This is a genomic window from Segnochrobactrum spirostomi (assembly GCF_009600605.1).
Taxonomy (GTDB): Bacteria; Pseudomonadota; Alphaproteobacteria; order Rhizobiales; family Segnochrobactraceae; genus Segnochrobactrum; species Segnochrobactrum spirostomi.
Map to the genome: position 1 here is coordinate 2,724,086 of NZ_VWNA01000001.1, position 12,469 is coordinate 2,736,554.

Sequence of the window (12,469 nt, forward strand, 5' to 3'; positions counted from 1 at the left end):
GTCCGCGGGACGAGCCCGCGGATGACGGAGAGAGGGTGGCGCGAAAAGTTCCGCTTAGAACTCTTCTAAAATATTGGAATGATTGCCCTTTTCGAAGGTCGTGATTGACCCGCGCAAGCTCCGCGCGCTAACGCTCGCGAGACGCCCACGGTCGGGCGGGTGGGCGTGTGCCCGTGGAGGGCCTCGTGAGCGTCGGTGCGGAACCGATCGGAAGCGTGTTCGAAACGACGGATGCGCCCCAGGAGCTCGGGATGGCGGCGGATCGCCGCGACCGGGGCTGGCTCGCCGTCGTCGTCGCCCTCGCCCTCGCCGCCCTGATGCCGCTCGGCGCGGTGATCTGGCTCGCCTTCGAGCCCGCCGGCGACGTCTGGAGCCATCTCGTCGCGACCGTGCTGCCGAACGCCGTCGTCACCACGATCTGGCTTCTGCTCGGCGTCGGGCTCGTCACGGGCGTGATCGGGGTCGGCTGTGCCTGGCTCGTCACCGCCTACCGCTTTCCGGGCCGCGCGCTGTTCGATTGGGCGCTGCTTCTCCCGCTCGCGGTGCCGACCTACATCGCCGCCTTCGCCGCCGTGGAACTCGCCGATTATACCGGCCCGGCGCAGACGCTGCTGCGGGCCGTCTTCGGCTTCACGTCCCGCCGCGATTATTGGTTTCCCGACGTGCGGACCCTGGGCGGCGCCATCGCCGTCCTGAGCCTCGTGCTCTACCCCTATGTCTACCTGTCGGCGCGGGCGAGCTTCCTGATGCAGTCGGCCGGCGTGCTCGAGGTCGCCCGCACGCTGGGTGCCAAGCCGCTGCGTGTCTTCCTGCGTGTCGCGCTGCCGCTGGCGCGGCCGGCGATCGTCGTCGGCATGTCGCTCGCGATGATGGAATGCCTGAACGATATCGGCGCGGTGCAATATCTCGGCGTGCAGACGCTCACCGTCGCGATCTACGACACTTGGCTCAACCGCTCGAGCCTCGCCGGCGCCGCCCAGATCTCGGTCGCGATGCTGGCGGTCGTCTTCCTCATCGTCACCATCGAGCGCCTCGCCCGCCGCCGCCAGCGCTTCCATGCCACCACGACCCGCATGAGCGTCGTTCACGCGCGGCCGCTCGGGCCGATCGCTGCCGTCTTCGCGACGCTCGCCTGCGCGCTGCCGTTCCTCGCCGGCTTCGTGCTGCCGGTGCTGGTGCTCGGCCGCGCCGCCTCCTACCGCCTCGACACGCTGTCCGATCCGGCTCTGATCGATGCCGGCATCAAGAGCTTCGGGCTCGCGGTCGTCGCCGGCCTCGTCACGGTGGCCGGTGGCGCCGCGATCGCCTATGCCCTGCGGCTCAGCCGCGCGCGCTGGCTGCGCCCGGTCGCGGCGGTCGCCGGCATCGGCTACGCGGTGCCGGGCACGGTGCTCGCCCTCGGCATTCTGATCCCGCTCGCCGGCCTCGACGGTATCATCGCCCGGGCGGCGCGGGATTATCTGGGCCTCTCGACCGGGCTCCTGCTCGCGGGATCGGGCGTCGGCCTCGTCTATGCCTATCTGGTGCGCTTCCTCGCCGTCTCGTTCGGCAATGTGGAGACCGGCTTCTCCAAGCTCTCGCCCCATCTCGACATGGCGGCGCGCACCCTCGGCCGCACGGCGACCGGCACCTTGCGCGACGTGCTCGCCCCGCTGCTGAAGCCGGCGATCCTGACCGCGGGCCTCATCGTCTTCGTCGAGGTGATGAAGGAATTGCCGGCGACGATCCTGCTCAGGCCGTTCAATTTCGAGACGCTCGCGACCACCGTGTTCGCGGCCGCGTCCCGCGAGCAATTCGAGGACGGGGCGATCGCCGCGCTCCTGATCGTCGCGGTCGGTCTCGTGCCGGTGATCGTACTCGCCCGCACCAGCGCCGCCCGCGGCTTCGGCGCGGCCACCCGCGGTCCCGACGGCGGCGATCGCTCCGGCCTCTGAAGCGGCGAGGGGACGATCGCGGTGCAAGCTCCGGGTCAGGTTCGCCGGCCCTTTTTCTTGCCCGGCGGACGCGGAACCGCAATATTGCCATGGGCTCCTCCTACTGGGCGCACATGACCGCATCGGCCGCTTCGTCTTCCGCTCCGTTCCGCTGCGCGCAGTGCGGCGAGCCTCTCTTCACCGAGACGAGGCGCTGTCCCCATTGCGGCGCCCTCGATTCGGCGATGCCGACCGCCGGTGCGCCGCGGATCGTGCCCGATCGGCCGTCTCCGGAGCGTCCCGCGCCCGCCTCGCTGCATTCCGACGGGCCGGCCGATTTCGGTGCCGGCATCCTGCCCCCCGGCGGCCACGAGCGGACCCGCGGCGACGACATGGTGCCCGACGCCTATGCCTACGAGGCGAGCGAGCCGCCGCGCGCCGCGCCGCATTTCGAGCCGCCGCGGGCGGAGGCCGTGATCATTCCGGCGACCCGCGCCGATGGGGCGGGCGACCGCTTCGAGCCGCGGATCGGCGGAACCGGCGGACCACGCAAGGAAGCACCGCGCATCGACTTGACCCCCGAGACCGCACCGGGATCCGGTGGCGGCGGGGGCGCCGAGCCGCCGCTCACTCTCGCCGTCGTGCCGCAGCGCGGCGACGGCAGTCTCGTCGTCTACCGCCGCAGGCCGCGGCGCCGCCTGCTCCTGTGGAGCGGCATCGCACTCATCGTGCTCATCGTGGCGGTCGGGCTCGGCTGGCGCATGGCGGCCGGTCCGCGCGGCGCCGCGCCGATCGCGGTCGTCGAGGCCGGGCGCGATTGGGCACCGCTCGTCGCCGATCCGGCCACGCTGGGCCCGGGTCCGCGGATCGTTTCGGCGACCGGGCCGTTCCGCCTGCGCGTCGACGGCACCGTCTATACCATCCTCGATTCGCAGCCGGTCACGATCCCGCTCGAGAAGGCGAAGTCGGTCGAGGTCAAGGCGATCGACGGCACCGCCAAGGTGACCATCACCAAGCCCTGAGGGCGCTCGCCCGCGTCCCCCTCCGGCTGCGACGGGCCGGCATGCCCGTGCGCGACGGCGCGGCATGCCGTGCCGCTTCCCCGGCCCGTTTCCTTGAATGGCCTTTGGGCCGATGAGCCCGCCTGTCAGTTCGCCGCGACACAGACGCCGTAGGGCGCTGTTCGTCCGCTCGCCCCCGGGCAGCGGGCGAGGCTGCCGAGGCGGTCGACGGCGGCGGCGAGGCGCGCCTTGAGCGTGTCGGTGCCGACCGGGGCGGTCAGGCCCTCGTCCGCGCCGAACTCGGCGATCGCCGTCTTGACCGCGTCCTGGGTCGGCCACTGGCCCTTGGCCGGGTCGAGATAACGCAGCTTCTGGAGGAGGGCGATCACCTCCGGATCGCTCGCCGGCACGTCCACGGCGACCGCGGTGGCGGGCGCCTGGACCGGGCGGGCGCCCGTCGGCGTGGCGGGTGCGGCCGGCGGCGGCACCGGAACGGGGGCCGGCGGAGCCGGAATGGCGGCGACGGCCGGCGGCGCCGGGACGGCGGGCGGCGGTGGAACGTCGGCGGCTCCGGCCAGCGGGAGCGGCGCCGCCGGAGCGGGTACTACGGGACCCGGCTCGGGCGCGGCCACGAGGGCGGGCCCGGCCGCGGCGGTGGCAGCGGCACGACGGCCGGCAAGGTCGTGGTGGCCGCCACCGCGGCTCCGGCGGCCGCCTGGCCCGTGGTGCCGGTGTCGGTCGCGCCGTAGACGGGCTGTACCGTAGTCCCGCCGGTCGCCATGTCGGCGCTGCCGCTTCCGGTCGACCCGGCCAGCGGCACGCCGCCCGGGCCGGTCTGCGAAATCACCGCATCCGCCGCGCGGGCGAACCAGCGGCCGTCCGGCAGGCGGCAGCGCTGGCCGCTGACCACGATCGTGCTGCCGTCGACGCCGACATAGGTGTAGTCGAAATTGCGGCACCCGGTGCCACCGTCGCCGCCGAAGGTCTCCGACGGGCGAATGTGCATCACCGCACCCGACGGCAGCGCGAGCGACACCCGCGTGTTCGGCGGGGTGCGTTCCATGACCTGGGCGACCTCGCGGGCGACGGAGGCCCGGTCCACCTGGGGGATTGCCTTCGGCGTCGCGTTGCGCACTCCGGGCAAGGGGCTCGACGCCGGGCGCTGCATCATTCCCGGCGCTGTGGCCGGCGGCATCGGATAGAGCGGCGGCGGCGCGGCGACGACCGGTCCGTAGGGTCCCTCGCCGGGCGGATACATGACGACATATTGCGCCTGTGCCGCGACCGGCCAGCCGAGCGAGAGCACGGCGAGCGCGAAGCCCGACGCGAGGGCTCGAGCCTTCCGCTCGCGCGGTTTGGGCGTGAGGGGCGATCCGGACGAGATTCGGCGCATCGGGACGGCGGCTCCAGGCGAACGGGCTCGAATTAACCTTAGTCTATCATCTCATGCCGGAGTTCGGCGCTACCAAGGCGAAGGCGCCGCCCGCGGCGGCGCGGATGTCGCACCGGGTCAGGCGACGACGATCTCGGCCCGCCGTGGCAACCGGGCGAGGAGGCGGACGAGGGTCGCGCGCGGAAGGGCGACGCAGCCCGCCGTCGCGGTGAACCGGCCGCCCCCGCCTCCGGGCCTCGCCCTTCCTCGGCCTTGCGGCCGGCGACATGGAGGAAGATGGCGCTGCCGGCACGGTCGATCCGCGGTCGAATGTTCCAATCGAGCACGACGACGACGTCGTAGAGGCCGTCGGCGCGCGAGAGATCCTCGTGGCTCGGCGCGAAGGGCGTGCGGACGAAGCGGTTGTAGCGGCCGTGACGCGGTGCATCGCACCAACCGTCGGTTGCTCTGATCGCCCGCGCGGGCAGAGCCGTCCGCGGTCGCGCGAGCCGGTCGCCGCGCCACAGCACCGCGATCAGGCGGAGCCGCGCCCGCGGCGTGGCGCCGTCGCCCTCGTGCTTGCGCACGGTGATGCCGGAGCGCCCGATGGCGCAGGGAAGAACCGAATCGCCGACCGCAAGCAAGCCTTCGGCGGGCCGGCCCGGACGGCGGCGCAGCACCAGCATCCGGCATTTCGGCCGAGCGGAGCGAAGCGGGCGAGAACCGCGATCGAGGCCGGGGATGCCGGCGAAATCGCTCTCCTCCACAAGGCGGCCGGTCGTTCTGGTTGAACCGCGGCGCAAAAACTGTTTCCTTTCCTCGCAATAAAAACGTTGGCTGTCGGTGCGCACGGCGCGAGATTGAACCGCCGCCGTTTTGATACCATTGCACTGCCGCTACGTTGAACCATCTCTGCCGGCGACATTGGGGGCGCGTCGGCCATCGCCGGCGTGCCGGCTCCGGAGGAACACTGCGTCATGACCACCCGCACGATCCTCATCGTCGACGATGATCCCGACCTGCGTTCTTCGCTTGCCGAGCAGCTCGCGCTCACGGGCGAATTCGCCTCGGTCGAGGCCGAGACCGCGGCCGAATCGATCCAGGCGGCACGCGCCCAGTCGATCGACCTCGTCCTGATGGACGTCGGACTGCCCGACCTCGACGGCCGCGAGGCGGTGAAGCTTTTGCGTCGCAACGGCTTCAAGGCCCCGATCATCGTCGTGACCGGCCAGGACGGCGAGGCCGACACCATCCTCGGCCTCGAATCTGGCGCCAACGATTACGTGGTGAAGCCGGTCCGCTTCGCCGTGCTGCTCGCCCGCATCCGCGCCCATCTGCGCCAGTTCGAGCAGAGCGAGGACGCGACCTTCGCGATCGGCCGCTACACCTTCCGCCCGAGTTCGAAGCTCCTGCTCGACGAGCGGGGCGGCAAGGTCCGTCTCACCGAGAAGGAGACGGCGATCCTCAAATATCTCTACCGGGCGGGCGAGAAGGCGGTCGGCCGCGACGTCCTCCTGCATGAGGTGTGGGGCTACAATTCGGGGGTCACGACCCATACCCTCGAGACGCACATCTATCGGCTCCGCCAGAAGATCGAGCGCGATCCCTCCAGCGCCGAACTTCTGGTGACCGAAGGCGGCGGCTACAAGCTGGTGCCGCGCCTGACGGACGATTCGGCCGTGGCATGAGCCTCGCCTCGGACATCGCGGTTCTCAGGAGGGTCGACCTGTTTTCCCCCATGACCGACGAGCAGCTCCGGCTGCTCGCGTTCAGCGGAGAACGGGTCGCGATCGCCGCCGGAGACGTGCTGTTCGAGGCGGGCGGCCAGTCCGAGGGGACCTACGTGGTCGTCGCCGGGGCCCTGCGGCTCGAGGCGGCGGACCTGCGCGGTCCGATCCTCGTCGGCGAGGGCACCCTGCTCACGCCGGCGAGCCTCGTCACCCAAATCCGCTACGCCTTCACGGCGACGGCCGACCGCGACACTGAGCTGTTCCTGGTGCGCCTGCCGATGTTCGCCCGCATGCTGGGCGAATTTCCCGAGATCGCGCTCCACCTCCATGCCGCCATCTCCGCCGATCTCGCCGCCTTCGTTCGCGAGGCCGCGGAGGTCCGTGCACGGCTCGACGCCGTCGAGGATCTCGACGCCCGCGCCGCCCCCGAGCCGGCCGATCCGCCCCTCGAACCGATCACGCCTCGAAGGTGACGAGGATCGGCACGTGGTCGGAGGGCCGCTCCCAGCCGCGTGTCTCGGCGCAGATCTCGACCGAGCGGACGAACGGCGCGAGGTCCGGCGTCGTCCAGGCGTGGTCGAGGCGGCGGCCCTTGTTGCTCGCCTGCCAATCGGGCGAACGGTAGCTCCACCAGGTGAAGACCTTCTCCGGCACGGGGCGTGCCGCGCGCACCGCGTCGTGCCAATCTCCGGCCTGCTGCACAAGCAGGAGGCGCTCGGTCTCGCCCGGCGTATGGCTCACCACGTCGAGCAACTGGCGGTGGGACCAGACGTCCTCCGGCAGCGGCGCGACGTTGAGGTCGCCGACCAGCATCGCGCGCCCCTCTGCGGCGACCCGTGGGCTCCAGATCTTCAAGGCGTCGAGGAAGGCGATCTTGGCGGCGAACTTCGGATTGACCTCGGCGTCGGGAATGTCGCCGCCCGCCGGCACATAAAGATTGTGGATGGTGATGAGCGCCCCCGCGAACGGCACCCGCGCGCGCTGCTGGCGGGCTTCCTCCAGCGAGGCGATCTGCTCGGGCGCCGCATCGACGAGGGGGCGGCGCGACAGGATGGCGACGCCGTGATGGCCCTTGCGGCTGTTGAGCGTCATGTGCTCGTAGCCGAGCGCCTTGACCGCCGCGGTCGGAAAGCTGCCGTCCGGGCAGCGCGTCTCCTGGAGGCAGACCACGTCCGGGGCCCGCTCGCCCACGAAGCGTTCGAGGTGGTCGAGTCGGGCGCGGATCGAATTGACGTTCCAGGTGGCGACGACGAGGCGGTCGGACGCAAGCGGCGGAGCGGCGGGATCGAGCGGGGTCATGGGCGCTTTCGGCAGGGCGGGGCGGGCGGCAGGACAAGCGGCGGAGGCCGCCGGGACACAGTGCGGAACCCCCGCCGGCCTGACAACCCTGCTCCGGCGCTCCGCCCACGATCGTGCGCCGCGCTTGACTTTCTGCCCCGTCGGTAGCCTCTAGTCCCCCGCGCGCCGCTGCGGCCTCCCCGCGTGGGCGTGCGAGGAACCATCGGAGCCTGACGATCGAATGCCCAGCTACCTCGACTTCGAGAAGCCGATCGCCGACCTCGAGGGCAAGGTTCAGGAGCTGAGGGCGCTCGCCGCGCAGGGCGAGGCCGTGGACGTCGGCGACGAGATCGGCCGACTCGAGACCAAGGCGAACCAGGCCCTGCAGGAAATCTACGCCCGGCTCACCCCGTGGCAGAAGACCCAGGTCGCCCGTCACCCCGACCGTCCCCATGCCGTCGATTATATCCGCGAGCTGATCGCCGAGTTCACCCCGCTCGCCGGTGACCGCCTGTTCGGCGAGGATGCCGCGATCATCACCGGCCTCGGCCGCTTCCGCGACCGCCCCGTCGCCGTCATCGCCCAGGAAAAGGGCAACGACACCAAGACGCGGCTCAAGCACAATTTCGGCATGGCGCGGCCGGAGGGTTACCGCAAGGCGGTGCGCCTCATGAAGCTCGCCGATCGCTTCGAACTGCCGGTGATCGCCCTCGTCGACACCGCCGGCGCCTATCCCGGCATCGACGCCGAGGAGCGCGGCCAGGCCGAGGCGATCGCCCGCTCGACCGAGGCGTGTCTGGCGCTCGGCGTGCCCAACGTGTCGGTCGTCATCGGCGAAGGCGGCTCGGGCGGGGCGATCGCGATCGCCACCGCCAACCGCGTGCTGATGCTCGAGAACGCCGTCTACAGCGTGATCTCGCCCGAAGGCGCCGCCTCGATCCTGTGGCGCGATTCGGCCCGCGCCCAGGACGCCGCGACCAACATGAAGATCACCGCCGAGGACCTGATGCGGCTCGGTGTCATCGACGGCATCGTGCCGGAGCCGCTCGGGGGCGCCCATCGCGCTCCTGCCGCCGTCTTCGGCGCGGTCGGCGATGCGATCGAGCGCGCGCTCAAGGAATTCGCGGGTCTCGACCGCGATACTGTGCGGCGCCTGCGCCGTGAGAAATTCCTGTCGATCGGCCGCAATCTCTGACACGGGCGGCCGGGCCGAGCGTCGCCCCACAGGTCCGGATCGGTGGGGCGCTGCCAGCTTGGGCTGCGGCGCGGGGGACGTTGCGGAATGCCTGTCGATCGGGCACTCTGCACGCGGCGTCGACCTCTTGCGGGGAGGCGTTACTCTCCGGTAACCCTTGCGTCATAAAACCTGATCGAGTGGTGCCGTGTGCCGGGGTGTTCCGGAGCATGGCACGGGAGCCTGCGGTGCCGAGCGGCCTGGCCGTCCGACCCGCGGAGTGGCGTCCCCGGATGTGGCCTCCCCGGATCTGGGCGAGGCCGGCGTGCGGTGAGTGAAGCCGGTCTCTTCGAAAGGCTCCGGTGGCTTCGGCCGGACCGGTGGAGTGGTGGCGAACGCGATGGTCAAGACAAGCCTTCGGAACGCGCTGAAACTGGCAGCCGGTGCCGCGATGGTGTCGGCCGCGCTGTTTACCGCGTCCTGCACCCCCGACGAGGGCGGCGGCACGGTCACGAAGCTCGTGTCCGCGGGGCCCAAGCGCCACATGCAGCCGGTCGATCCCGAGCTCGTCTCGCGGATGGCCACCCTCGACATGGACAAGAACGCGCCGATCATGATTCGGCTGTTCAAGGAAGAGTCCAAGCTCGAGGTCTGGAAGCAGACCCGCACCGGCCAATATGCGCTGCTCGTCACCTACGACGTGTGCAAATGGTCCGGCCTGCTCGGGCCGAAGGTCAAGCAGGGCGATCGGCAGGCGCCGGAAGGCTTCTACGACATCACGCCCGGGCTGATGAACCCGAATTCCCGCTACTATCTCGCCTTCAACACCGGGTTCCCGAACGCCTACGACCGCTCGCTCGGCCGCTACGGCACGGACCTGATGGTGCACGGCTCGTGCTCGTCGCGCGGCTGCTACGCGATGACCGACCAGGCGATCGGGCAGATCTTCGCGCTCGCCCGCGATGCCTTCGCCGGCGGCCAGCGCGCGTTCCAGTTCCAGGCCTATCCGTTCCGGATGACGGCCGAGAACATGGCGATCCACTACAAAGACCCGAACATGCCGTTCTGGCGCATGCTCAAGGTCGGCTACGATAGCTTCGAGATCACGCGGGTGCCGCCGAAGGTGGACGTCTGCGGTCAGAAATACGTGTTCAATTCGGTCGCGGCGAACGGCGAGCCGCTGGTGGCGACCCGCGAGTGCCCGGCGCTCACCGTCTCGCCCTCGGTCGCGAGCGCGCTCGCCGCCAAGGAGCGGCGTGACGACGCCAAGACGGCGCAGCTCGTGGCCCAGCTCAAGGCGAAGGATTCGAGCTTCTTCAACAGCTTGATGGTGGCGAGCGCGACCACGCCGAAGAAGGTGACGGGCGGTGCCGACGGCTCGCTCGTCCGCGTGGCGGTCGTCTCGAAGCCGAAGCGCACCACCATGTTCGGCGGCACCGCCGGCCTCGACCCCTATCAGAAGGCGGCTTTGACGGCCGCGGCCCGCGCCGGCGATCCGGTCGCCATCGCGGCGCTGGGCTCCCCGGTCGCTCCGCCGGTGCTGGCGCCGGGCGCCGTCGCCCCTGCCGCGACCGTCTCCACCACCGGCGCACCGGCGGCGACCCAGACCGCCACGACGACGATCCCGGGCGCCGCCGCGCCGGTTTCGCAGGCGCTGACGCCGCTCCACACGCCGGCGACCCCGGCTGTGGCCGCTCCGGTCGCCGTCGCCTCGGCCGCGACCGCCGACGACGGCACCATCCTGCCCCCGGCGAAGCCGACCGATCCGGCCCCCGCGACGACGGTGGCGACCGAGCAGAAGACCGGCTGGTTCGCCTCGCTGTTCGGCGGCGCGAAGCCCGCCCCCGCCACGCCGGTGGCCACCGAGGTCGCGACGGCGCCCGCGGCGGTGCGCACGATCTCGACGACGCCGGCCGCGCAGGCGGTGACGGCCCAGCCTGCGTCGGCTGCCGAGGCGCAGCCGACCGCTGCGGCCGAGCCCGCGCCGCAGCAGAAGACGGGCTGGTTCGCCTCGCTGTTCGGCGGCTCCAAGCAGCCGGCGAAGCCCTCTGGCCTCGTGCCGAACGCGGCGCAGCCGGCCGCGGCGACCGCCGTCGCCTCCTCCGGTGCCGCCGCGGTCGCCACTCAGCCGGTCGCCGCGACGGTGACGAACAGCCAGACGGCCGGGCAGGCCCAGGCGGTTCAGGCGTCGGTGACGAATCAGGGTCAGGCGGCCCCGACCGATCTCCAGGCCGCCGCCGGCACGCCCGCGAAGTCCGGCAACTGGTTCACCTCGCTGTTCGGCGGCAACAAGCAGGCCCAGGCCGCGCCGGCGGCCGCCGCCGTGGTTCCGAGCGAGGTCTCCGCGACCGCGATCAAGGCGCCGCCGCTCCCGCTGCCGGCTCCGGTCGAAGTTGCGGCGAAGCCGGCGAAGCGCAAGGTGATCCCGGCCGAGCCCGCGCCGGCCGCCACCACGACCACGACGCCTGCGGCCACTCCCGCCTCGACAACCACCCCTGCAACCCCGACCGGCCAGCAGGCGTCGGCCCAGACGGCCGTCACCGTCGGTACCGCGACGGTCGCCAGCAACGCCTCGTCGCAGACCTCGGCGCGCAACGACAGTTCGTCGTTCTCCCAGGCCTTCGGGATGTTCAACTGACGGGCTCTGCCGTCGCTTTCACGCGACAGGAATGAGTCGGGCCCTCAGGGCCGGATGAGGGACCGTTTCGGCCGCTCAATGCTATCGCGTGGGTGTCATCCTGCTGGCGCCAAGCGAGGGATGGAAGCCCGCCACCCCTCAGACGAGCGATGCCCACCCTCCGAGCAGGGAAGCCCACACCCTCTCCACGTCATCCGCGGGCTCGACCCGCGGACCACGGAACCCTGTGCTCGCCCCCGGGCTTGCCGGCACAAGGCCGGCAATGACGACGGAGAGGATGGGCGTGGCGGCGGAGGGCGGGGGCCGACGACAAGCGTCGGCACGGGATGCCGAGCGAGGGCATCGCGACGGGGAGCGAAGGGAATTACGACGGGGCGCGAGGGGCCGCGGCCTATCGCCGATCGCCGGCGCCATCCTCGGCTCTCTCAGCGCGGGACGAAGATCGTCAGCACGCCGGCGTCGACGTGGAAGTCGGCCGGGGTCGTGGTGGTCACCTCGCCGTCGGTGTTGACCGCATGGGGCGTATGGGTCTCGATGCGCACCGTGCGGCCGCGGAAGGTGTGGGTCAGCGGATCGAGGTCCTGCCGGCCGAAGCGGATGGCGATGCCGGCGCGGACGAGGTCGCCGAAGCTGTCGGCCTCGATCGCGAACACGTCGAGCAGCCCGTCGTCGAGCGCCGCGTCGCGGCCGAGCCGCAATCCGCCGCCGAAATTGACCCCGTTGCCGACGGTGATCTGGACGACCTTCACCCGCGTCGCGACGCCGTCCACGGTGATGGTGGCGCGGAAGCGGTGGGTGTCGCGCAGCGCCTGGACGGCGGCGATCGGATAGCTCAGCACCTTGAGCCGGCGCTTGAGCTCGGCCGTCTGCCGGCGCGCCACCCAAACGGGAAGCCCGATGCTCGCGGCGTTGACGAACAGGTGGTCGTTGACGTGGCCGAGGTCGATCCGCCGCGTGCGCCCCTCGAAGAGGAGGCGGGCGGCCGGCGCGCCGATCGGGATGGCGAGGCTGCGGGCGAGGTCGTTGGCGGTGCCGAACGGCAGCAGCGCGACGGGAACGCGGGTCGCCTTGAGGGCCGCCGCGGCGGCGTTCACGGTGCCGTCGCCGCCGGCGAGCGCGACCGCGTCATAGGCCTCCGCCTCGCGGCGGATGGCGGCGTCGAGCGCGTCGGCCGATTCGGTCGGGCGGTGGGTGACCGCGATCCCCGCCTCGGCGAGGATCGTCCGCACTCCGTCCAGGCCGGTGGCCGCGCGCCCGCTCTTCGGGTTGGCGAGGAGAAGCACGCGCTTCGGCGTCGCAATCATGCTCGCGCTCCCCGCCGGTTCGCCGCGGTGTGCCACGCCCCGCGCCGGGGCGCGGCGGT

At 71.7% G+C, this 12,469-nt stretch carries 11 protein-coding genes; 6 read left to right on the forward strand and 5 right to left on the reverse strand.

What is annotated here, in order from left to right; genetic code table 11:
* Positions 1-185: 185 nt before the first annotated feature.
* Entirely contained in the window at positions 186-1,934 is a 1,749-nt protein-coding gene (locus tag F0357_RS12260; RefSeq protein ID WP_312861561.1) for an ABC transporter permease, read from the forward strand.
* A gap of 224 nt (positions 1,935-2,158) precedes the next feature.
* Positions 2,159-2,935: a hypothetical protein gene (locus tag F0357_RS12265; protein WP_153481899.1), complete on the forward strand. Its 777-nt coding sequence runs from the start codon at positions 2,159-2,161 to the stop codon at positions 2,933-2,935.
* A 125-nt stretch (positions 2,936-3,060) separates the two neighbouring features.
* Here the strand turns inward: F0357_RS12265 and F0357_RS12270 are convergent, their stop codons facing one another.
* The 3 genes from F0357_RS12270 to F0357_RS12280 form a co-directional block, all read right to left on the reverse strand.
* A complete protein-coding gene (locus F0357_RS12270; protein WP_153481902.1) occupies positions 3,061-3,402 on the reverse strand; it encodes a hypothetical protein in 342 nt (113 codons plus the stop codon).
* 116 nt (positions 3,403-3,518) lie between these two features.
* Positions 3,519-4,307 (reverse strand): hypothetical protein, encoded by a 789-nt coding sequence (locus tag F0357_RS12275; RefSeq protein ID WP_153481907.1) that lies wholly within the window; start codon positions 4,305-4,307, stop codon positions 3,519-3,521.
* Positions 4,308-4,345: 38 nt separating this feature from the next.
* On the reverse strand, positions 4,346-4,972 hold the full coding sequence (locus F0357_RS12280) for a L,D-transpeptidase family protein (RefSeq protein ID WP_246161445.1): 627 nt from the start codon (positions 4,970-4,972) through the stop codon (positions 4,346-4,348).
* Positions 4,973-5,263: 291 nt separating this feature from the next.
* Here F0357_RS12280 and F0357_RS12285 point away from each other — a divergent pair, with 291 nt between their 5' ends.
* Both F0357_RS12285 and F0357_RS12290 read left to right on the forward strand, forming a co-directional pair.
* Complete coding sequence (locus F0357_RS12285) at positions 5,264-5,974, forward strand: response regulator transcription factor (RefSeq protein ID WP_153481911.1); 711 nt, start codon at positions 5,264-5,266, stop codon at positions 5,972-5,974.
* On the forward strand, positions 5,971-6,489 hold the full coding sequence (locus tag F0357_RS12290; protein ID WP_153481916.1) for a Crp/Fnr family transcriptional regulator: 519 nt from the start codon (positions 5,971-5,973) through the stop codon (positions 6,487-6,489). Before F0357_RS12285 ends, F0357_RS12290 begins: the two co-directional genes overlap by 4 nt.
* Here F0357_RS12290 and F0357_RS12295 read toward each other — a convergent pair.
* Positions 6,473-7,315 carry an exodeoxyribonuclease III gene (locus F0357_RS12295; RefSeq protein ID WP_153481919.1) on the reverse strand — a complete coding sequence of 281 codons (843 nt, stop codon included), beginning with the start codon at positions 7,313-7,315 and terminating at the stop codon, positions 6,473-6,475. The genes F0357_RS12290 and F0357_RS12295 overlap by 17 nt on opposite strands.
* Before the next feature lie 220 nt (positions 7,316-7,535).
* On the opposite strand from F0357_RS12295, the gene F0357_RS12300 reads away from it, so the two are divergent.
* Positions 7,536-8,489 carry an acetyl-CoA carboxylase carboxyltransferase subunit alpha gene (locus F0357_RS12300; protein ID WP_153481922.1) on the forward strand — a complete coding sequence of 318 codons (954 nt, stop codon included), beginning with the start codon at positions 7,536-7,538 and terminating at the stop codon, positions 8,487-8,489.
* 379 nt (positions 8,490-8,868) lie between these two features.
* Positions 8,869-11,106, forward strand: coding sequence for a hypothetical protein (locus tag F0357_RS12305; RefSeq protein ID WP_153481925.1), 2,238 nt, complete (start codon positions 8,869-8,871; stop codon positions 11,104-11,106).
* Positions 11,107-11,531: 425 nt separating this feature from the next.
* On the opposite strand, the gene F0357_RS12310 is transcribed toward F0357_RS12305, so the two are convergent.
* Entirely contained in the window at positions 11,532-12,410 is an 879-nt protein-coding gene (locus tag F0357_RS12310; RefSeq protein WP_153481927.1) for a lipid kinase, read from the reverse strand.
* Positions 12,411-12,469: the final 59 nt, after the last annotated feature.